This window comes from Streptomyces bambusae, assembly GCF_020532645.1.
In the GTDB taxonomy this organism is placed as follows: domain Bacteria; phylum Actinomycetota; class Actinomycetes; order Streptomycetales; family Streptomycetaceae; genus Streptomyces; species Streptomyces bambusae.
In genome coordinates this window covers 151329-173458 of sequence record NZ_JAJAUZ010000007.1, presented here as the reverse complement: position 1 = coordinate 173458, position 22130 = coordinate 151329, and the positions used below count along the sequence as shown (strand labels likewise).

The window sequence follows — 22130 nt, the reverse complement described above, 5'->3', positions numbered from 1 at the left end:
TTCTCACCATAGGGACGACTGTTCTCGGGCGCCAGGGTTGTGGCAGCATCTGCGGTGGCAACGAGCGAGGGGGGATCATGGCGGAGGGCGAGTTCGCCGCGGACCTGATGGCGCGGGCCGTCGAGAGGCCGCTGGCGAAGCACCACGCGGCCTCGGCCCAGGAGGTCCGCCACCTGCTCGGGGCCGCCTACGCGGTGATCGAGCGGACGGGATCGCTCGACTTGACGATGCGGGAACTCCTGCACGAGGCCGGGATGTCCAACCAGGCGTTCTACCGGCACTTCGGGTCGAAGGACGACTTGTTCATCGCGATCCTCGACCACGGCCGCCGCCGCATGGCCGAGCTCCTGCGGGAACGGATGTCACGGGCGGACGGCCCCTTGGCCGCGGTGCGTGCGTGGGTCGACGGAGTCCTCGCCCAGGCCGCCGACCCACGTCTCGCGGCACGCACCCGGCCCTTCGTGGCGCATGTGGACAGGCTGGCCACGCGCTTCCCCGAGGCACACCGCGCCTCCGAGCGCGCCATGATCGAACCCCTGATGGACGCGCTGCGTGCGGCGACCGCCGACGGGTCCCTGCCCGGCCCCGGCGGCCGGGCCGACCCCGAGCGCGACGCACGTACCGTCTACCTGCTCACCGTCGCCTCACTCCACGACCACCTGATGGCCGGCACACCTCCGACCCCCTCGCAGGTCGACCACCTGTTCGCCTTCGTGTCGGGTGGCCTGAGGGGCACGGCGGGGTCCGACAGCCCGGCGGACCGCCCGGAACAGGGCTGACGCCAGTCGGGGTACGTGCTCACTTGCCCTTGTCGAGGGTGAGGGCGACGGAGACGCTCTGGGACGCGCCTCCCGTGCGGGTGAAGGTGCCCTGGCCCCGCGCCGTCTTGTAGTCCGCCGTGCCGCTGGTCACGCCCGAGATCCGGCTTCCCGCCTGCTCTCCGAGGTGGATCGGGGTGCCGAGCGGCTGCGTGTGGCGGCCCCAGAACGTCAGGCCGCCCTCGGGCAGCGTGTACGCGCTCTGGCACTGCGTCGTGGTCGACTGTGCATCCACGCGGGTGATCGTGCAGATCAGGTCGAAGGTGCCGACCGCGGAGCCGTTCCGGTACACGGTGCCGCCGGCAATGCTCTGGTCGCCGACACTCTCACCCGCCGGGGCCACGTCGATGGGGTCGTGCCGGTCGATGGTCTGGGTCCAGTTCAGCGTGACCTTCCGGTCCCCGCCTCCACGGGGAGCCGCGGCGGCGACGGGTGCGGTGGCGGCGGCGGTGACAGCACCGGCGGTCAGCACCAGCGCGAGGATGGAGAGCCTGCTTCTACGCATGCCGTACTTCTTCCGGGAGTTGGGACACTACCCGATGGAAATTACTGTGCGAATCACCATAAATACGTACAGTAACCCATCCGAGGGCGTGCCCTCCTCTGTGCGGCGGGGAGCGCCTGCCTCGCAGCGGCCGCCCGGCAGCGAGGGCACGGTCCCGAGGCTGACCGGCCGGAGGAATGGGCGATCAACCCACCGGTACGGCCAGGGGGCCCGCGCCGGGGTTCAGGTACGTCACGTGGAGGACGACCTCGTGCCCGCCGGTGTTGCGGCCCTCGTGGACGTGCCGGCTGCCGCGGGGCTCGAGGAAGGCGTCCCCCGGACCGTAGCGGTGGGTCCGCCCGTGGCCGTCGGTGTGGGTCAGCTCGCCCTGCTCGACGACCGCCAGGAGGTCACCGGGGTGCCAGTGCCACCCGGTGGTGCCGCCGACCGGAAGGACGATCCTGCGCATGAGCACCTCGGACACGCCCTCGACGTGCAGCTCGATGGGCTCCTGGGCGGTGCCCCTGGCCAGCTGCCGGGCGACGGGGACGAACGCACCGGTGCCGTACTCGGCGGCCGCGGTGTCGGGAGCCGGTGCGAAGGACGTCCCGGGGTGCCGCGGGAGGGGGCGGGTGTGTGTCGCAGGCATCCAGGCCTCCTGGGCGAGAAGCGGAACGGGTTTCCTCCAGTGTCCGCGCGGGCCGCGACCGCCTCGCCCCCCGACCGGGGGACGGGACCGGTGGACCGCGGCGATCCTCACTCGGGACCGGCTCGCCCGCGCCGGGAGTCGTACGGGGCCGCATCGACGAGAACCTGACCGGACCATCCGCATCCACCGCGCACTCCGCCGATCGGCCGGTGACGCGGTCTTCCGGTGAGGAACAGTCTGGCCGCATGATTCCGACGAAGATCGCACTGGTCGCTGCCGTCACGGCCGTCACGGCCCTGGTCCCTCTGGCGAGTACCGCCTCCGCTGCGCCCGAACCGGCCCCGCACGCGTGTAAAGGCGCAAAGACCTGCTACGTGAACGTGTCGGTTGCCCAGCTCTGGGAGAGCCCCGACAAGGTGCGCGCAGTGGACGCCAAAGCGCTCACGAACCCCGTCGACCTGCGCGGCTGGTTCGCCGACATGGCCCACGACATCAACCTCCGGCGCGACATCCCCGGCGAGACACAGGCCCTCTACGGCAACCGGGTCACCGTCGTCGCCACGACCAGGACCCGGGACGGCATGCTGTGGGACAAGGTCCTGCTGCACGGGCAGCCGACCCCCAAGGACAAGGCAGGCTATCCGGGATGGGTGCCCGACCGGCAGCTGACGAAGCACCGGAAGAAGGCACCGGCCGGGACGACTCCCGAGCGCATCAGCAGCCGGACGGCGTGGGGCTTCGGCACTCCGCAGGCAGCTGCTTCGGGCTCCGCGTCACGGGGCGGGACCGAGTACTCGTTCAACACCGAGTTCTCCGTGAAGCCCTCCCCTGCGGACCCTTCCCTGCTGGAGGCGTACGCCAACGACGGCAGCCCGATCTACTTCAAGCCCCAGGACCTCACGGCACCACCACCGGACGTGACCGGTGGGACCGTGGTCGCCGAAGCACGCAAGTTCCTGGGGCAGGACTACCTGTGGTCGGGTGCATCGGGGTTCGGCTACGACTGTTCCGGCCTCACGAGCCAGGTGTACTCCGCCCTCGGCATCACCATTCCCCGCGACAGTCAACCGCAGTTCGATGCGGGCGGCGGCAGGGCACCTGCCGGCTCGGCACGCGGCGTACGCATCGACTCCGAAGCCGATCTCCGGCCCGGTGACGTCGTGGGCTTCGGCAGCAGCACGGCGAACGTGACCCACGTGGGCATCTACGCCGGGAGGAACGACAAGGGGGAGCCGATGATGATCGACGCGCCCAAGACCGGTGAGAAAGTGAAGGAAGAACCCATGACGGGAAGGCCGTTCGTGGGAGCCACGCGGTTCATCGGCGCTTGACGCACGGGCCCGTCGCCCCGGCCACCGGAGGGTGGCCGGGGGCGGGTCGGCCCCGCGCCGTCCCGCGGTCGCGCGCTCAGAGCGCTCGGGTCACTCCGCTTCCGGAGAGCGGGCAGAGCCGGGTGTCGGCGAGTTCCGCCGCGGTGAGGGGGATCTCGTCCCAGGTCAGTCCGTCGGACCCGTCGCTCACCGCCTGCTTGACCGACCACGGCACGTCCACCAGGACGCCACCGTCGTTGATCCGCGCCGTGGCCGTGCCAGTCAGCACCTGGTAGGTGGGGGTCTTGTAGAGCACGCTCCGGTGCTTGGCGGGGATCGTCACCGAGTCCTGCTGCTTGAAGGTCGTCGTGTTGGTGGTGGAGTGCCCGTACGTCTGCGAGAACGCCAGCTCGATCCCGGTCTTCAGATCGCCGAACTCAAGACCGAGCACGAGCTTCTGGCCGTACTCGGTGGTGAACGACGTCTCGTTCGCCACGCTGGTCTCCCACCACAGCGCCCTGTTCTGGGCCACGGAGGTGCAGTTGGTGCTGAAGGCCACCGGCTTCGGCTCGCCCGAGACGATCGTCGCCTTGTAGTCCTTCAACGTGCACGTCGCAGCACCGCTCCCACACGCCTGCGCGGCCTCCTCACGGGTGGGCGTCGGGTAGTAGTACACCGAGGTGATCTCGTTGTGGAGGTTCGTGCCGGGGTTGTGCCAGCCGATGGGCCTGGCGTCGCCGGTGACACCGGTGTGGTTCGGGTGCTGAGCGGGGCTGACCTGACACTCGTTCATCCCGATCTCGGAATTGACCCGGTTGTCGAAGGCCGAGTCGATCAGGTGCAGGTTCATGACCCCCGGACGCGGCATGTTCCCCTTGCAGCCGTTGGCCGCGATGGAGAGCACGCTCCCGGTCCAGTCGGGCTGGGAGAAGTGCATGGAAGACATGTAGGGGTTGTACGCCTCGATGCGCTTGCGCAGGGCGTCCATTGCCTGCCAGCCGCCGGTCGCCGTGAGCGGGGCGTCCCCCACCCCGCCGCCGGTGACGATCCTGACCAGCTCGCGGAAGTTGGGGGCGCACGCGAGCTTGCCGTTGAAGTGGCAGTAGCGGTGCACGGTCACGGTATCGGCCTGGGCGACCCCGCCGGCGGTCAGCACGGCAAGGGCGGAGAGGGCGGCGGTGGCGAGCTTGTGTCTCAATGCTGCTCCAAAGTCGGAGGGGTGAGATTTCCGTCCTCCGAGAGACTGCAACTCAACTGTCCCTGTTGAGAATTGGCCGATCGGATGACCTTCTGGTCTAGAACCGGCGGCTGATTCCGTAGATCCGGCGCACCTCGAACATCACCATGGGAGTAGCGCCGGTCACCGTCCCGGCTACTGACGGTCCGTCAGGGTGCGGTGCCGGGGCCTTGACATATCCGTCCAGCGGGGCGAGCACCTTCCATGGGGGATTCGCCGAGGGCTTTACCCCTGCAGGATGGCGCCGAGCATGACGAGAGAGTCGCCGTGCCGGGCGTGCGCACCGCTCCGGGTCCCCTCGCACCGCGCCTCACGGGGAGGCGGAGAGATGACACGAGCTGTTGATCTACTTATCGGCGCAGAGGCATCCAACGGGCTGAAACCGGGCAGCAACCCGGGCTCCTCCACGTCATTTCGGGCTTTTGGGAACAGAATCGGTCCGCTCTTGGCTCCTGCCTACTGCACGGCAGCCTCCGTGTAACTCACCTCGAGGAACCTTCGTGCCTTCGACAACCCCGCATGCGCCACGGACCCGCCGCGGGCGGGCCCTGGCTGCTGTCTGCGTACTCGCCACGGCCACCCTGTCCGCCCTGCCGTCCACCGCCGACGCCCAGGAATCGTGCACCACTCAGGCCAGCGTGCCGGGCCTGTTCAACCCCGGCACCAAGACCTGCACCTACAACTTCCCCACGACGGCCGGCGAACAGACCTTCGTCCTTCCCTCCGGCGTCGGGAGCTTCACCGTCGCAGCCACCGGAGGCCGCGGTGCGAACGCTGCACCCGGCGGGCCGGGCGGGTCCGGGGCCACCGTCAACGCCGTCCTGCCGGCGAGCGTTCTCGACGGCGACCGCACGGTGTACGTCGTGGTGGGTGGCAACGCGTCGGGCAGCGCCGGAGGGTTCAACGGAGGCGGTGGCGCGGCCGCCCCCAATGGAGGCGGCGGCGGGGCCAGCGACGTTCGGCTCGAACCCCTGTCCGTGCCCCTCAGCACCACCGATTCACGCCTGGTCGTCGCAGGCGGCGGAGGAGGAGGCGCGGAGGGTGGCGCAGGCGGGGGTTCCGCCCCGGCGCCCGGAGGGATCCCCGGACCCGGCATGTCCGCCCCCTCCGGCCTGCCCGGTCTCCCCGGCGGGCCCTTCGGCACCGGCGGCGGGGCCGGTGGTCAGGGCGGGGCGACCGGGTTCCCGGGCGGCGCCGGTGGGGCGGCAGCGCCGAACGTGTCCGGAAGCGGCGGCGGAGGCGGCGGCGGAGCCGTCTCCTCGTTCCCCTCGCCGGCACGGGGAGCGGGCGGCGGCGGGGGCGGCGGCGCCACAGCCGGGGGTGCCGGGCAGGGTACCCAGAACGGCAGCAATGGTGCTCTCGGGGTCGGAGGCAGCGGCCCGGGCAACGGCGGCGGAGGCGGAGGCGGAGGCTACTTCGGAGGAGGCAGCGGTGCCGACGCCGCCCTCCCCTCCGGAGGCGGGGCCGGTTCGTCGTTCGCCGCACCGGGTGCCACGTCGGCAGACGTGGGCAGCACTGGCCAGCCGCCTCGGATCGTCATCACCTACCAGCTCGCTGCCACCACCACGACGGTCTCCTGCGTTCCCAATCCGGTGACCTCCGGTCAGAGCTCCGTGTGCACGGCTACCGTCAGTGACAGTTCCACCCCCACCGGCACCGTTGCTTTCAGCGTCGACGGCACCCCTGTCGGCGACCCGGTGGAGCTCGTGACCGCTGGAGGGAACGCCGCCGAGGCGACGTTCACCACTGATCCCGGCCTCGCCGTCGGCGAGCACACCATCGAAGCCAATTACACCGGCAGCATCGCGTACGCCTCGTCCACAGGCTCCACCACCCTCACCGTCGGCGTCGCTCCCACCACGACGGTGGTCACGTGCGTGCCTGCATCGGTTCCCGCCGGAACGAGCTCCACCTGCACCGCGACCGTCACCGACACCACCACGCCCACCGGAACCGTCACCTTCAGCATCGACGGCACCCAGGTCGGCAGCCCGGTCAACCTCACCGATGGCTCCGCAGCCATCACCACGCCCACCACGCTCACCGTCGGCACCCACACCGTCCTCGCCCAGTACAACGGCAGCCCCACCCACGCCCCGTCCTCCGACGACACCACCCTCACCGTCGGCGTCGCTCCCACCACGACGGTGGTCACGTGCGTGCCTGCATCGGTTCCCGCCGGAACGAGCTCCACCTGCACCGCGACCGTCACCGACACCACCACGCCCACCGGAACCGTCACCTTCAGCATCGACGGCACCCAGGTCGGCAGCCCGGTCAACCTCACCGATGGCTCCGCAGCCATCACCACGCCCACCACGCTCACCGTCGGCACCCACACCGTCCTCGCCCAGTACAACGGCAGCCCCACCCACGCCCCGTCCTCCGACGACACCACCCTCACCGTGACCGCGCCCAGTGGTGGCACCGGCCGCCCCCTGATCGACCTCAGCGGCACCGTGACGGCGTTCAACAACATCGCCATCAACAACAACATCAAGAGCCCCGGTGGTCGTAACACCACTGCTCAGGGCCTGACCTCGGAGCCGTCCGGCTCGTGAGGCACCGGTCCTGCGGCGGAGGCAGCCAGGAGAGCATCCCCGGCTGCCTGAGGCACAGCCGTTTGGCCGGATGACGAGGTAGCAAGGGTCGGGGGCGGTCCTCTGCGGACCGCCCCTCGATCGTGTGGTCTCGGCACCGCTGTCCCTGTCAGCCGCGGGACCGCCCCCCAGCGGGTCCGTTGCAGCGGCCCAGGCGGAGGCATTGGTCTTCTGTGCCTCCCCCGGTCGGTGGAGACGTGATGGTCCACGGCACCCTCTGGTCGGCCGTCGCTCACCGGGCGGGTGCATCGCAGGATTGCAGGAGCGCCATCCGGGGGCCGCTCGGCTCCACTCCACCCGGCGACCCCGCCGTCCTCTGGTGCCCCGTCTGGCCGACCGCGCTATGGCGTCGGCCTGCAAGAGGAGATTTCATGCGATCCATCATTTCCACGTTCCGCAGGTCGTTCGCCCGCTGGCTGCACCAGGGACCGGACGATCAGGTCCTGCTGTCGCAGCGGGGTCATCTGGCCGTCCGGCGTGGCGCAGCCTGCCTCTGCGGTGCGTGCAGGGACGGAAGCTAGCCGCACCGAAGCCGGCCGTATCGATCATGCGCGTTCCGGGCACCGGCCCGGTCTTCGCCGGGCTGCCCGAACGGCTGCCCATCCGCTTGCTGTCCCGCCGGCATCTCGCCTGTTGACTCCCGAGGACGCAGCCGGAGCAAGGTTCGGTGCGAGTGCAAGGAGTCAGGACAGCACATGGGCAAGAGGAATCACCGCAGCTCCCGAAGGGGTGTCTACATCGGCACGGGGGCGGCGATGGCGGCGATGTCCTTCGCCGTGCTCCAGCAGGCGAACGCCACCGAGGAGACGGAGGTGCCGCAGACCATCGACCTGAAGAACGGGAGCTTCGAGGAGTCCGACAACGTGGCGATGGCCCTGCACTGGAGGAACGGCGGCACCCAGAAGGTCATCAAGAGCAGCGACCCCGGTGTCAAGGCGTCCGACAAGGACCACTACCTCGAGATGACGGGCATCACCGAACAGGACGTCCCGGTAGAGCTCGGGCGCCAGCTCCGTTTCCGGCTCGACTACCGGGCAGCCGGGCTGACGGGCGGCGCATACATGGCGACCATGTCCGACCCTGACAAGCCCAGCAACGGATACCAGCAGTTCCGGTTCGTCACCGAGCCCAACAAGGACTGGGCGACTATCGACGGCTTGTACACCGTCCCGGCGGAGATGCAGAACGGCAAGAGCTCGCTCCGGCTCAAGATCGGCCCCCAGGTCCCCGGTCCCGAGAATCCGGAGATCCTGGTGGACAACTACCGGATCGAGTACGCGCCTGTGGTGGAGACGTCCTCGACGCAGTCGGAGGGGCCCGTGCAGATCGGGTCCCGCGTCGAGGTCGAGTCGGTCATCCACCACAAGGGCGGTGGGTCTCTGCTGAATCCCCTGTTCGCCGTGCCGATGCCGGCGGGGCTGTCGTACGTCGACGGCAGCGCCGAGGTGATCAAGGACGACGTCCCTCTGGCGGGGTCCCAGGTCAAGCTCGGGAGCGACGGACGGCAGCTGGAGATCGTGCCCGGTACCGAAGGAAAGATGTCCCCCGGCACCTACAAGATGAGGTACACGGTGGAGATCGCCAAGGAGGCGGCCGACACCTTCGCCCTGAAACCCGTGCTGCTCCACCAGTGGGCCGGCAAGACCGGACGCGACCAGGACATCGCCGTTGCCGCGTCGGAGTTCACCGTCGCCACCTCCAACGCGCAGTTCACCGAAGGCGCCGGCGGTTTCGTGAAGGAGAAGTACGCCAAGGGGGAGACCGCCGAGCTCGTCATACCCGTCGAGAACACCGGTCCCGATGAGGCTCGGGAGGTCGCGGTGCTGATCACCTCCGAGGGCGGCGGCATCACTGACCTCACGGGTGAGGGCGGCGAGTGCGAGGCGGCCGCCGATTCCCCCGGCGCCGTTCGCTGTTCCGTGGCGGCTCTGCCCGTGGGCGGCAAGAAGGAGTTCAAGGTCAAGGGCCTCGTCAGCGGCAGCGGCGTCCTGAAGGCCCAGGCCACCTTGAGTACGGGCAGCCGCCAGGCGGCCAGGTCCGAGACGTACACCACCTCGGTCGACCGCTACTCCGCCATGGCCGTCCGCACCAGCGTGGTCAACGCCCGGGGCGAGGAAGCTCAGACCGTCGAGCCCGGCGAGGAGCTGACGTTCAAGACCACGCTGGAGAACACCGGCCCCGACAAGGCGTCATCCGTCGTCGTCTCGCTCGACCTGCCGCCGGGTATGACGTCGGACGAGCCGCTGCCCGGCACCTGGACGGTCGGCGACCTCAACGCCGGGGAGACCAAGGAACTGGTCTTCACTGCGAAGGCGCCCGCGGACCTCGCCGAGTTCCACCATGCGGCGACCGTGACCAAGTGGGTCGGCCAGGACAACTCGCAGGAGCGGACGTCCGAGTCCGTGGTGAAGGTCAACCGCAACGCGAAGCTGGACGTCGCCGTGACCGTGGACCGTGGCGGGCTCCCGACCGCAGCGCCCGTGGTGCCCGGGACCTCCCTGGGCTACACGGTCAAGATCACGAACAGCGGACCGTCCACGGCCGGGCAGGTGGTCGTCGCCCAGCAGCTGCCGGAGGGATTCGCCCCGGACCCGTCGTACCCGCCGCGCGGCATCTGGTACGACGCGAAGGAGCAGAAGTGGACCGTGGACGCCGTGCCCGCCGGGAAGACCGTGGAGCTCACGCTCAAGGGCAGGGTGCTGGCCGACCACCCCTCGCTGGCGTACGGCGCCCGGATCGAGGCTGCTTCCGTTCCGGACCTGCGTGCTGACGGCGGCGGCTACGGTGAGCTGGCGAACCATCGGGCGTCCCACACGACCGAGGTCACGCAGCAGGCGGAGATGAACCTCACGGTCGAACGGAGCAAGCCGAAGGGTGAGGCCAGGCCGGGCGAGGAGGCGGTCTGGACCGTCACGGCGTCGAACACGGGAGTGTCGACCGCCCGGGGCATGGAGATCGCCAACCAGCTGCCCGAGGGGGTCACCTTGACCTCGGCGAAGGACGCGGACGGCAAGGACGTCGAACTGGAGGGTGCCGAGCAGCTGTGGAAGCCGGCCGATCTCGGGGCGGGAGAGAGCGTCACGCTGACGGTCGGCGGCACCGTTCCGGCCGACCGGGACACGCTGGACTTCACCTCGTCGCTGGTGCGCGCCGAGACGGCGGACTCCCGCGGAGAGACCGGCCAGGTCGCCCAGCACAAGGCCGTCAACTCGATGAAGGTGGTGCAGCAGGCCGATCTGGAGGTGAAGCTCACCCCGGCGAGCAGCGGCCTCAAGCCGGGAGAGAAGGGCACCGTCACCGTTACGGTCTCCAACGCGGGTCCGTCCACCGCCCGTTCGGCCGTCGCGGAGCTGACCCTGCCGGAGAACCTCGCGGGAGTCACCGACGACGGGAACGGCTCCTTCGATCCGAAGACCGGCTCGTGGCAGGTCGGCGATCTCGGGGTGGGAGACGAGAAGTCCCTGACGCTCGGCTTCAGTTCCGACAAGGAGCAGGAGAGCACGTTCACCGTCCTGGCGCTGTCCTCGGCCGCGGAGGACCCCAACACATGCGTCGAAGTGTGCGCCAGCGCCACCACCAAGATCAGTGCCACCGGCGAGGCGCCCGGTGGCGGTGACGAGGCGCAGGAAGAGGGGTCGGTGCTCGACCAGGCCCTGGCTGCGACCGGCAGCAATGCGCTGTGGTGGGGAGCGGGCGCGCTCGGCGCCCTGGGCGTCGGCGCGGCGGCTCTGCTGTTCGCCCGCCGCCGCAACAGCAGCTGACCGTCCCCTTCCGCGACCGACGGCCCGCCTCCGCCGAGGCGGGCCGTCTGTCGTGCCGGACACGGACACGGGGCGTTGATCCCAGAGCGCGTTGAGGTGGTGGACGGCGAAGTGCCCCTGGTGGACGGGGCGGAGGTCCGGGCACCGGAGCGCGGGTGGACAGCGGCGTGGCGGAGGCCGGTTCGCCCTCGTCGGTCCCCCGACCGGTTGATGCCCGTCCGGGCCCCGGCCAGCAGGATCGGCGCACGTAATCGTCATGCGGACGCCAGGTCCCGGACGGCTTGACCAGCAGAAGGCACTCCCATGCGCAAGACACGTAAGTGGCTCTCCCTCACCTTCCCCGCCGCGGCGGCCGTCGTCCTCGCGGCGGGCGCCGTGGGCGCGGCCCATGCCGCCGGCCCCGCCGACCCGGCGGAGCCCTCCTGCTCGGACGGTGTCTGCACGCAGACCTTCGAGTACACCGGGCACGAGCAGACGTTCCGGGTGCCTGACGGTGTCGGGCACCTGAAGGTGCGGGCCGTGGGGGCCAAGGGCGGGACATCGGAGGAGAACGAAAGGGACGGCGACCAGAAGGCGAAGGCCGGGGGCTCCGGCGCGGACGTCACGGCCGATGTCGAGGTCTCCCCCGGCAGCCTGACCGTGAAGGTCGGGGGCAACGGCGGTGCGAAGCCCGCAGGCCCTGACGCCGCACCCGGCTTCGAAGGCGGCTGGAACGGCGGGGGCAAGGGCGGCCGGCCCCCGAAGGCGTCCGATCCCCAGCAGGACTGGCGCTTCTACGGCGGCGGTGGCGGCGGGGCGACAGGGCTGTACGACGGCAAGAGCGCGCTCGTCGTCGCTGCCGGCGGGGGCGGCGGCTCGCAGTACCACGTCGGCGGCAACGCGGCCGAGGACGGGAAGAGCTACAGCCCGCCGGCCAAGGCCGGTACCTCGAAGCAGGGCGGCAAGGGCGGCGGTCCGGAAGACGCCGCCAACCGAGGTGGCGACGGCTCTGCCGGCAAGGGCGGCGACGCAGACGTCAAGCTCGACGAATCCGACAACAAGCCGTACTACGGTGGCGGCGGCGGTGGCGGCGGCTCCTTCGGCGGCGGCGCCGGCAACAGCGCCCCCAACGGCTACAACGGCTCCGGGGCCGGCGGCTCCGACTTCGCGCCGCAGGGAGCCGTGGTGAAGACGAGCGCGTCCGGCGAGACGGCGAAGCTGGTGATCAGCTGGAAGGCGCCTTCGCCGGGCGCGGAAGGCAAGGGCGCCGGCTCCGCCGCGGAGCACGAGGAGCCCCGGGCCGAGCCCGGCGGCACCGGCACCGACACCGGCACTGCGGGCACGGACGGTACCGGTCCGGCGGCCCGCGCGGCGGATCCGGCCACGACCGGCCGATAGCCCGTGCTGCCCCCGCCCGCGCGTCACAGGCACGGGCGGGGGCCTCACGACGGCCCGTACGAGCTTCAGCTCGGGGTGATCACGAGGACCTGGGAGGTCCCGTCGCGCATCCCGGCGATGCTGAGCTGCCCGCCGCGCAGGCGGTCGGCTCCCTGGAGGCCGGCCAGGGGCCGGAAGCCCTGCCAGGACGCCGGACGGCGGATGTCGTGCCACACGTTCCCGTCGGCGCCGACGGCCAGGACCTGGGCCGTTCCGTCCGGCATGCCGGCGATGGCGACGGCACTGGCGGACATCGTCGCGGTGGTGACGCCGCGCGGGGCGGCGAACCCGTCGAAGCGCCCGTCCGGGTGGCGGACCTGGTGGTAGACCATGCCGTCCAGGCCGATCGCCACCAGCTGCGAACTTCCGTCCGGTAGGCCGGTGATGTCGAGGGCGGGGCCGGCGAAGTCCGGCCGGCCGTGCGCACCGGGGACCCGGGTCCAGGTGCCCCAGACACCGTTGGGCCTGCGGACGACGAGGTACATGTCGCCGCCTGAGCCGTAGCTCAAGATCTGGGTGCTGCCGTCGGGCATGGCGGCGATGGCGGCCTTGACGGAGGTCCAGGTCGTGCCGGTCTTCGTACCGGGAACGGGGGCGAATCCGGTCGTGCGGCCGTCGGCCTGCCGGACCTGGTGGTACAGCCTGCCGTCGAGGCCGGTGGCGAGGATCTGGCAGGAGCCGTCGGGCATGCCGGCGATGGCGGCGTCGAGGACGGCCGCGCCCGCCTGGACGGCGCTCGCCGCCGCGCCGGCGGGGCCGGCGGCCGCGATGCCCGCGGTGGTGCCGGAGGTGACGATGCGGGCGGCGGCCCCGGAGGGCCCCGAGGCACGCGCCGCGGCTGTGGCTGCGGCATCGGAAGCCGGTCCGGCCAGCTGCTGCCACGGCTGCCACTGCCCGTTCTTCTGGCGGGCGGTGGTCCAGAGGGTGTTGTCGCTGTGGAGGGCGACCGCAGCGGCCGAACCGTCGGGCAGGCCCGTGAGGGAGGCCCTGGGGCCGTTGAACGTGGGCGCGCCGCCGATGCCGGGGACGGGGGCGACACGGGCCCAGCTGTCCGGGTACCGCACCGTGTGCAGGAAGGTCTGGCCGCCCTGGTAGACGGGCTTCGGAGTCGGTGCCGGGCCGAACCACACCGGGTTGGTGAGGGCCACCATCTGGTCGAGCGTGCTGCTGCCGGGCTTCGGGCGCCGCACCTCCACGCGGGCGAAGACCGAGGCCAGGCCCCAGCCTCGCCAGTCGAGGCGGCCGTTGCCGTCGGCGCCGATCCAGGTCGCCAGCATCAGGCCCCATTCGGTGTACAGGGCCAGGAACGAGTTCGGGGCGCCGGAGACGCTGACCGAGACGTCCACCGCGTCGAAGAACGACACCGGGACCGAGTCGCCCGGGCCGCCGGAGCGGCCGTTGCAGCGCGCGTTCAGCGAGACGGTGACCTGAGCCGACTCCGCCAGGTAGGAGTGGCCGCGGCGGACGCCGTCCAGGATCGCGTCACGGGACAGGGCGGTCGCCCGTACGACGGTCTGCGGGAGGCCGACGACGTCCGAGGGGGCGTGGGTGTCGCTGTTGGCGATGGCGGGGATCCGTTGTCCGAAGAAGAGCATGGCGGCCCACAGGGCGACGGCCGCGGCGTCGTCGAGGGTCCACGGGCCGTTCCACACTTCGATGGCGTCGACGTCGGCGAAGCCGAACTCCCAGAAGGATCCGGGTGCCGGGGTGAGCGGGTGGGCTGCCACCACGAGTCCGCCCCGGTCGCGGACGTGGTTGGCGTGCCGGGTCATGGCGCCGGCGTCCCGGGGTCCGAAGTGCCAGTCCATCACCTCCCCTTGGGGCAGTCCCAGGGCCAGCCAGTGGCCGTGACGGGTGGTCACCTCCTCGCCGTTGATGATCAGGAGGTCGGACGGGATGCTGCCGGCCCAGGACACGCCGGCCGCGCTGGTGTTGTGCTCGGTGGAGCCGAGGAAGTGCAGACCGCCCGCGCGGGCCGCGTCCACGAGCTGGCCCAAGGTGCGGCCGCCGTCGGAGTGGACGGTGTGGGTGTGCATGTCGCCGCGGTACCAGAACGGGAGGGGAAACGGGAAGCCCGGGATCTGGCCCCGGCTGGGCGCGGAGGACGGAAGGACGGCGAAGGGGGTGCCGGCCAGCGGAGGGCCGTACTCCAGGGTGACCTCGACGCGCCAGTTCATGCCGGCGGGGTTGAACACGACGGGTCCCAGGGCCACCGACCAGCGGCCGGGCTCGATGGGGCCGGGGACGTAGCCGGGGGTGGCGTCCGCGCCCGAGACCGTGAAGGCGTCACGGGCGCCGCCGGACCAGCCGCGGAAGCCCGAGGGGCCGAACAGGCCGATGTCGAGGACGTCGGACATGATGCCGGGGAGTCCGTCGTAGTGGTCGAAGGCGCGGGTGACAGATATCCGGTTCACGCCCGCCGGGACGTCGAACTCGACCGCGGACCACTGGTCGAATCCGAAGGGCGAGTGCCCGGGGTAGGCGGTGGTGACCCGGTCCCCCGGGCCCGGAGCAGCCCCGGCACTGCGCCGGGTCTGCGCGTATGCCGTGTCCACCGGCACGAGTGCGGCGAGTCCGCCCGCCGCCATGAGGGCGCCGAGCCGCAGTACGTCCCTGCGTCCCCGCCCGTGCGGCGGATGCCCGTGACCGGCACCGCAGTTGCCGCCTGATGCGTCTTGCCCGCCGTGATGACCGCACACAGGTACTTCTCCTTGTCGGGAAGGAATGCAGGAGTCACACCAACCGAGCGCGGGCGGGAGCAGGGCGCCGCACTCCCGTCGAAGGGACACCGGCACCCGAACCCGCCGTTCGTTCGAACGAACGATAGGCCCTCCCGGCCGGTCGGTGAAGGCACCTGACAGCCGCCGTCCGGGGGCAGCTGTGGTGCGTCGGCACAGCGGCGGTGCGGGGACTTCGACCGCTGCGGCACGACGGCCGGGGCCCTGTCCGACGCAGGTCCTCCCGCGCCCCAGTAAGGACGACGGGAACGCCGCCGGGAAGCACCGGCATCCCGACGGAGCGACTCGCATGGCGGTGCGGAGGAGCGGCCCTCCCCCGCGCAGAAGGCCAATCGGGGGAGAAAGAGAACGTTAAGCACTCCCTAGGGTGAGGGGACCGCCGCTTTTGTCCCCGCCTTTCCGGCCGTACCCCTGCCCGGCCCCTACGGAGAGTCCCGCCGATGTCCACGACCGTTTGCCCTCGCCCCGCGCTGCGAACCGATGTGGGCCGGCGATGGCCGGCACGGTTGTGGGGTGTGCTCGCGGTGCTGTGCCTGGTGCTGTTCCTGGACGGCCTCGACGGATCGATGGTCGGGATCGCGCTGCCTTCCGTCGGCCGCGACCTGGGCATGGGTACCGCATCGCTGCAGTGGATCGTCAACGGATACTTCCTGGGGTACGGGGGCCTGCTGCTGCTCGGCGGCCGGGCCGCCGACCTGCTGGGGCGCCGACGGGTCTTCCTGATCGCCCTGGGGCTCTTCGCCGCCGCCTCCCTGCTCGGCGCTCTGGCCGACAGCGGCTCCCTGCTGATCGCGACCCGGTTCGCCAAGGGCATCGCCGCCGCCTTCACGGCTCCCACCGGCCTCTCCCTGCTGACCACGACCTTTCCGGAAGGACCGCAACGCAACCGGGCACTGTCGGTCTTCAGTCTGTTCGGCGCGATGGGCTACTCCCTGGGGCTGGTCCTCGGCGGTGTGCTGACCGGCTTCGGGTGGCGCTACGTCTTCCTGATGCCCGTCCCGCTCGCGTTGCTGGCCCTGGTCGGAGGCTGGAAGCTCCTCCCCCGGGACCGCCCCGGCAAGACCGGTGGGAGCGACCCGGCCGGCGCCGTCACGCTCACCGCGGGCATGCTGTCGGCCGTGTACGCCGTGGTCTCCGCCCCGGCCCACGGCTGGACCTCGGCCGGGACGCTCTGCCCGCTCGCCCTCGCTCTCGTGTTGCTGACCGCGTTCGTGCTGATCGAGAAGCGCGTACGGCACCCGCTGGTGCGTCTCGGCATCCTGCGCCACGCCGGCACCATCCGCGCCAACCTGAGCATCGTGGCACTGGTCGGTTCCTACATGAGCTTCCAGTTCATGCTCACCCTGTTCCTGCAGGACGGCCGCGGCTGGTCGCCGCTGCGCATGGCCTTCGCCCTGCTCCCGATCGGCGTCGTGGTCGCGGTCGGCTCACCCGGTTCGGGCAGGCTCGTCAACCGCTTCGGAACCGCAGCGCTGATCCGCGCCTCCATGATCGCCACCACCCTGGGGTACGGCTGGTTCCTGATCACTGCGGGAACCTCGCCGCCCTACCTGGCCACGATGCTGCCGTCGCTCCTGCTGCTCGGCACGGGCTTCGCCCTCGGCTACGGCACGATCATGTCGCAGGCGACCGAGGGCATCCGCGACGAGGAGCAGGGCCTTGCCTCGGGTCTGGTCCAAACCTCTGCCATGGTCGGAGCCGCGCTCGTCCTCGCCGTCCTCACCGGCCTACTCGGCGGCACGGGCCACGGGGGCGACTTCACGCCCTACCGTCCCGGCCTGAACCTCGTCACCGCCGTCGCAGCCGCCGGCCTCCTCCTGAACCTCGTCCCCCTCCAGCGCCTGCGCCTGCGCCTGGGCGGACGCTGACGCTGACGCAGGGCCGCGCCGCAGACATCACACCGGTCCGGAACGGCCGACCGAAGAACCCGTGCAGCCCGGGCACGCGTGCCCGTACGAGCACACGTGCCTGGCCCAAGGTCCGCCCCGAGGTCACTCGGCGGATGAGCTCTGCGCTCTAGGCTCCGGGTCCGGAATTCAGCAGCGAGGGCGGAGATCAAGATGATGCATGCGGACGGCGAGAGCCGGAACCACCGGATGGTGCGCTGCCGGGTCACCGAGCACGTCGGCGACCTGGGCGTGGCCGTGTCCCTCGTTTCCCCTTCGAGCGATGTGCCGGCCTTCATAAACTCCCGGTTCCTCGGTGACGGGGCGAGGGTGCCGGCAGGTGAGTTCCCGGAAGTGGGCAGCATCCTCGATGCGGTGGTCCTCGGCTCTCACCAGAGCGGGGAACTCCGGCTTTCCGCGCGGGAATCCTCCCTGGAACGAGCCCGCGCCCGGGTCTCGACGACAGGAGCGGGCCGTCAGAGCAGGAGTTCCCCTGCGGGGTATCCCGTGCCGACCCGGGACCGCGGGCGGTAGGAGCCGGTCCCGTCGCCCGGGTACAGCCACAGCACACCCGACCCGTCACGCGCCAGAAGGTCGCGCCGGCCGTCCCCGTCGGCATCGCCGGGTGCCGACAGGGCGTTGTAGATGTTCCAGCCACTGCCGGCCCGGGCACGCGGTGCGAACCCGCCCGCGCCAGTGCCGCGGAACAGCCACAGCACCCCGGCCCGGTCACGGGCCAGCAGGTCCGGCCGGCCGTCCCCCGAAAAGTCACCGGGCGCCACCAGCGCGCCGTACGTCTGCCATCCGGTGCCCGTGCGCACCGGCGCGGCATAAGTGGTGCCGTCCGCCCTTCCGGCGTGCAGCCACATGCCGCCCGCGGTGTCCCGGCCGAGGAGGTCGGGCCGGCCGTCCCCGGTGGTGTCACCCGGAGCGAGTACGGCGTCGTACCCCTGCCAGCCGCTGCCGACGCGGATCCGGGTGGCGCCCGCGTAGGCGCCGGCTGCGTCCGCCGGGTAGCGCCACAGGTCCCCGGCCCCGTCGACGGCGAGGAGGACCTCGCTCTGCGGCGGGCGGACGACGTGCCGCATGGCCTGCCAGCCCGCGCCCACCTTGCACGGCCCCGCGAAGGTCCCGTTGCCGTCCGCTGTGATCCGGAACAGGGACCCGGCGGCATTGCGGCGGAAGAAGGCCGCCCGGCGCACGTCGAGGGGGCCGCAATCGCTCCAGGCTGCCGCGCCCCGCACCATCCGGTGGTCGGAGACCAGGAGGTCGAGGGGCCGCACGTCGGCCGCGGGGGTCGTGAAGTGGGCTGCGGTGAGGAACACGTAGTCCAGCTTCTTCTTCAGGGAGGGCACCGTCGCCTCCCCGGAACGGCACGCCTCGGTGACACCGGGGGTGCAAGCCGCCGGGTCGAAGAAGTCCGCGTCGGACTGGTCCGCCTCGACGAAGCGGCCCATCGCGCCGTCGCCCACGGCGCGGTCGTAGAACCGGGTCATGGTGGAGCTGCGGGGCGAGTGGTTGAAGTCACCGCCCAGGACCACCGGGACGCCCTGGTCCTCCCAGCTGCGTGCGCGTGCCGCCAGCCGGTCCGCCTCGGGCCCGGCCAGCGTGCCGTCGTCCCAGTACAGGTGCACCGAACAGGCCCAGTTCGTGCGGTACTGGACGGTGTTCCTCAGGCAGGGAACCCGGATCGGCTCCTTCTCTCCGCCGACCGTGAGATCGAGGTCCAGGCTCTCCTGGACCTCTCCCCTCACGAAGACGGCGTTGCCGTAGTCGGCATTGCCGCAGACGCCGGGCCGGCCCAGCACCGTACGGCTGAACAGGCCGCGGTAGCCGAGCCTGCCGAGCCGGGTCAGCACGGCGTCGTACTGCGGCCGGCACACCTCCTGAAGGAAGATCTGGTCGGCGTTCCACGTGGCGGCGCCTGCTTGCGCAACGATCGTGTCGATGCGGCGCCCGCTGTCGTAGGAGGCGGCACCACAGCTGTTGCCGCAGATGTTGTAGCTCACGAACCGCAGGGGCGGGGCATCGCCCGCCGTCACCGTGTCGGCCGGCCGGGCGGACCGGGACCCGTCCGCCGCCGTGGTGTCCACCGGACCGCCGGCTTCGGCAGGAGCGGCCGCCGCCGATGCACCACCGGCCGCCATCAGACACAGCGCCGCTGTGACCCACCCGTACCTGGTCCTCCGTGACATGGGGCTCATCGGACCACCCGGGCGGCCGTGCCATGTCCGGCGGCGACCTCTCCACCCCGTGTTTCACTCACCCGGCCGCAGCGGGCGACGGGTCACGCATCCGTGAGGCGGCAGGGCCGCTCAGGGGGTCAGGGGCGGCGGAGGGGCCGCCGGCCGTCGGCGGTGCGATCCAGGGCGTCGATGAGCCGTGCGGCGAGGTCGAGGTACGCATCGAGGTTGTCGCGTCCGAACTCCTCGAGTGCGGGCCTGAGCTCGGCATCGACCTTGTCGATCGTGTCGTCCGCGACCCGTGCGCCGTGGGCGGTGAGGCGGTTCTCGACGATCCGGCCGCGGCCGGAGATCCGTTCCACGAAGCCGTCGGCCTGCAACTGCTTCAGGATCGCCCCGCACGCCTGGGGTGTGTGGCCCGCCGCCCGGGCGAGTTCGGCGGCGGACGCCCCCGGCGTCCGCCGGAGCTCACGCATCACCGTCCACTGGCCGAGCGTGAAGCCCATCGGCTGGATGACCGACTCGACCCGTACCGCGAACAAGTGCTGCACGGTCCGCGCCACTGCGCCGGTGTCGACCGCGAGGGGGAGGTCGCCCTGGAATCTCATGCGTCCAGCATATACACTCCCTTCTATATGGAATGCATTTTCTATATGGAAGGTGCATTCATCACCTCCTGAGGCCGACCTCCGTCAGAGCCCGACGCGCATCCAGAGGTACCCATGCCTACGCCCATCACCAAGGGATCCACTGCCCCCGCCCCTCCGCAGCACGGCACCGCCGGCGCCCCTCCCGGCCGGCTGGTGGTCCTGCTCGCCGCGTCCTGCGGTCTGACCGTCGCGAACCTCTACTACGCCCAGCCCCTGCTGGACGTGCTCAGGCTCACGTTCCGTCTCGACGAGGGCACCGTCGGCACGCTCGTCACCGTGACCCAGATCGGCTACGCCCTGGGCATGTTGCTGCTGGTGCCGCTCGGCGACCGGCTGGAGAACCGCCGGCTGATCTCGGTCCTGCTGGCCGTCGTCACCGCCGCCATGGCCGTCGCCGGGCTGGCACCGGACTTCGCCGTGCTCCTCGGAGCGGCCCTGATCGCCGGGGCGGCGTCCGTCGTCGCCCAGATCCTGGTGCCGTTCGCCGCGGACCTCGCACCGGACCACACGCGCGGCCAGGTCGTGGGCCGCGTCATGAGCGGCCTGCTCGCCGGCATCCTGCTCTCCCGCACCCTCGGCAGCCTGCTCGCCGAGGCCGCCGGCTGGCGCGCGGTCTACCTGGTGTCGGCGGCACTGATGGGCGTGCTCGCCGTGACCCTCCGCATCGCGCTGCCCCGACGCACCCCCACCGCACAGGGAGGCTACGCGGCGTTGCTGCGGTCCACCCTCCGCCTGGTCCGCACCCAGCCGGTGCTCCGGCGCCGCGCCGTCTACCAAGCGGCGATGTTCGGTGCGTTCAGCGCCTTCTGGACCACCATCTCCTACGTCCTCACCGACGCCCCGTTCCACTACTCACAGATCGGCATCGGCCTCTTCGCACTGGTCGGCGCCGCCGGCGCACTCGTCGCCCCGCTCGCAGGCCGCTGGGCGGACCGCGGCCGGGGGCGTCCGATGACCGCGGCCGGCTTCGTCCTGTGCATCGGAGCGCTGGGCCTGGCGATGCTCGGGCAGCACCACATCGTCCTGCTGGTCGCCGCCGCCGTCCTCCTCGACCTGGCCGTCCAGAGCACCCTGATCGTGGGCCAGCACGCCATCTACCAGCTCGACGGCAGCGCCCGCGCCCGCCTCAACAGCATCTACATCGCGACGTTCTTCTTCGGCGGGGCGCTGGGCTCGCAGATCGGATCGTTCGCCTTCCGCTGGGGCGGCTGGACCGCCGTCACCGGCTGCGCCGCGGTCCTGCCTGCCCTCGCGCTCCTGCTGTGGCTGACCGACCGCTCCGGCGGGAGCGGAAGGGCCGCCCGGAGGCCTTCGGGCACGCTTCCGGCAGGGCTGACGGGATCGCAAGGGTGACCCCTCGGGTGCCCGAAAGAGGATTCTCAGCACGGCCGCCCACCTGCAGAGTGGCGATCCTGTCAGGCCCCGCATGCGGTACGTCCTGCCGGTGTGGATGCGCGAGAGCCCATCGCTTTCACGGGCCGGGCCGCGTGCCGTCCCGAGAACTCCGCCGGCCACGGCGTCGGACTCCGGGACAACGGGCGCTCTCACATCCGCGAGGACACCCCGCGGATCCGTTGGAAGGAGACCGCGTGGGTCGGCTCCCTGTTCGAGGACTCGCCGTCACGACTGCCACTGCCGTCACGGTGGTCGGAGTCGTCGTCGGCGCGCACCGCAAGCCGCCCGCCGACCACATGGAAGCAACCGCTGCCGGCACGCCGCTCCTCACGGATCTTGCGGCCGGCGGGGACACCCGACAACACGCCGCGTCCCTGACCCTGCAGGCCAAGACCTTCTCCTCCCTGGCCGACGAGCACGCGAGGAAGGCCGCGGCCAAGGCGAAGAAGGCCCGCATGGCCAGGGAGGCGGCGAACCGTTCTGCAGCCCACTCCGTCCCGCGGTCCTCCTACACGGCCGCGCAGGTCAAGAGCATCGCCCGCCGGATGGTTCCGGCGAGCCAGTTCCAGTGCTTCAGCGACATCGTGAAGCGCGAGTCGTCGTGGAACCACCGGGCGACCAACCCCTCTTCGGGCGCCTACGGCCTGATGCAGGCCCTCCCGGCTTCCAAGATGGCATCGGCCGGCTCCGACTGGCGCACCAACCCCGCCACCCAGATCGCATGGGGTCTGAAGTACATGAAGAGCCGCTACGGCAGTCCGTGCGGCGCCTGGAAATTCTGGCAGGCCAATCACTGGTACTGACCGGTGCTCCGCTCCTCGCCCGTAGCTGCTGGACCGTCCGGGGCGTCTTGATGCGCCGCAAGCCCGTGGAGAGCCTATGGTCCGATTTCCGGTGGAATCCTGCTCGCGGCCCCGGGAACAGGGGCCGCACTGGACCCCATCAGGGAGGCACGATGCACCACCTCGCCCTCACCGTCACGCCACAGGAGGAGCCTGCGCCG

14 protein-coding genes are annotated in these 22130 nt (G+C 71.3%); 8 read left to right on the top strand and 6 right to left on the bottom strand.

The window, feature by feature from the left end; all coding sequences use genetic code 11:
- Positions 1-77: 77 nt before the first annotated feature.
- Positions 78-779 (top strand): TetR/AcrR family transcriptional regulator, encoded by a 702-nt coding sequence (locus LG634_RS07640; protein WP_226732877.1) that lies wholly within the window; start codon positions 78-80, stop codon positions 777-779.
- A 19-nt stretch (positions 780-798) separates the two neighbouring features.
- On the opposite strand, the gene LG634_RS07635 is transcribed toward LG634_RS07640, so the two are convergent.
- Positions 799-1323: a hypothetical protein gene (locus LG634_RS07635; protein WP_226732876.1), complete on the bottom strand. Its 525-nt coding sequence runs from the start codon at positions 1321-1323 to the stop codon at positions 799-801.
- A gap of 184 nt (positions 1324-1507) precedes the next feature.
- A complete protein-coding gene (locus LG634_RS07630) occupies positions 1508-1951 on the bottom strand; it encodes a cupin domain-containing protein (RefSeq protein ID WP_226732875.1) in 444 nt (147 codons plus the stop codon).
- A gap of 245 nt (positions 1952-2196) precedes the next feature.
- On the opposite strand from LG634_RS07630, the gene LG634_RS07625 reads away from it, so the two are divergent.
- Positions 2197-3282 carry a C40 family peptidase gene (locus LG634_RS07625; RefSeq protein ID WP_226732874.1) on the top strand — a complete coding sequence of 362 codons (1086 nt, stop codon included), beginning with the start codon at positions 2197-2199 and terminating at the stop codon, positions 3280-3282.
- 76 nt (positions 3283-3358) lie between these two features.
- On the opposite strand, the gene LG634_RS07620 is transcribed toward LG634_RS07625, so the two are convergent.
- Positions 3359-4459, bottom strand: a complete 1101-nt coding sequence (locus LG634_RS07620; RefSeq protein ID WP_226732873.1) for a hypothetical protein — start codon at positions 4457-4459, stop codon at positions 3359-3361.
- A 539-nt stretch (positions 4460-4998) separates the two neighbouring features.
- Here LG634_RS07620 and LG634_RS07615 point away from each other — a divergent pair.
- The 3 genes from LG634_RS07615 to LG634_RS07605 all read left to right on the top strand — a co-directional run bounded on the left by LG634_RS07615 (position 4999) and on the right by LG634_RS07605 (position 12236).
- The gene (locus LG634_RS07615; protein ID WP_308072338.1) at positions 4999-7059 is read left to right on the top strand and encodes an Ig-like domain repeat protein; all 2061 of its coding nucleotides are present in this window, start codon (positions 4999-5001) and stop codon (positions 7057-7059) included.
- Between the two features lie 734 nt (positions 7060-7793).
- A complete protein-coding gene (locus LG634_RS07610; protein ID WP_226732872.1) occupies positions 7794-10859 on the top strand; it encodes a COG1361 family protein in 3066 nt (1021 codons plus the stop codon).
- 303 nt (positions 10860-11162) lie between these two features.
- Positions 11163-12236 (top strand): glycine-rich protein, encoded by a 1074-nt coding sequence (locus LG634_RS07605; protein WP_226732871.1) that lies wholly within the window; start codon positions 11163-11165, stop codon positions 12234-12236.
- Between the two features lie 65 nt (positions 12237-12301).
- On the opposite strand, the gene LG634_RS07600 is transcribed toward LG634_RS07605, so the two are convergent.
- Complete coding sequence (locus LG634_RS07600) at positions 12302-14830, bottom strand: CehA/McbA family metallohydrolase (RefSeq protein ID WP_226732870.1); 2529 nt, start codon at positions 14828-14830, stop codon at positions 12302-12304.
- Between the two features lie 698 nt (positions 14831-15528).
- On the opposite strand from LG634_RS07600, the gene LG634_RS07595 reads away from it, so the two are divergent.
- On the top strand, positions 15529-16881 hold the full coding sequence (locus LG634_RS07595) for an MFS transporter (protein WP_226732869.1): 1353 nt from the start codon (positions 15529-15531) through the stop codon (positions 16879-16881).
- A 494-nt stretch (positions 16882-17375) separates the two neighbouring features.
- Here LG634_RS07595 and LG634_RS07590 read toward each other — a convergent pair whose 3' ends face one another.
- The gene (locus LG634_RS07590) at positions 17376-19094 is read right to left on the bottom strand and encodes an FG-GAP-like repeat-containing protein (protein ID WP_226732868.1); all 1719 of its coding nucleotides are present in this window, start codon (positions 19092-19094) and stop codon (positions 17376-17378) included.
- A 128-nt stretch (positions 19095-19222) separates the two neighbouring features.
- The gene (locus LG634_RS07585) at positions 19223-19690 is read right to left on the bottom strand and encodes a MarR family winged helix-turn-helix transcriptional regulator (protein WP_226732867.1); all 468 of its coding nucleotides are present in this window, start codon (positions 19688-19690) and stop codon (positions 19223-19225) included.
- 114 nt (positions 19691-19804) lie between these two features.
- Between LG634_RS07585 and LG634_RS07580 the strand changes: the two genes are divergently transcribed.
- Positions 19805-21085 (top strand): MFS transporter, encoded by a 1281-nt coding sequence (locus LG634_RS07580; protein WP_226732866.1) that lies wholly within the window; start codon positions 19805-19807, stop codon positions 21083-21085.
- A 236-nt stretch (positions 21086-21321) separates the two neighbouring features.
- Complete coding sequence (locus tag LG634_RS07575; RefSeq protein WP_226732865.1) at positions 21322-21930, top strand: aggregation-promoting factor C-terminal-like domain-containing protein; 609 nt, start codon at positions 21322-21324, stop codon at positions 21928-21930.
- Positions 21931-22130: the final 200 nt, after the last annotated feature.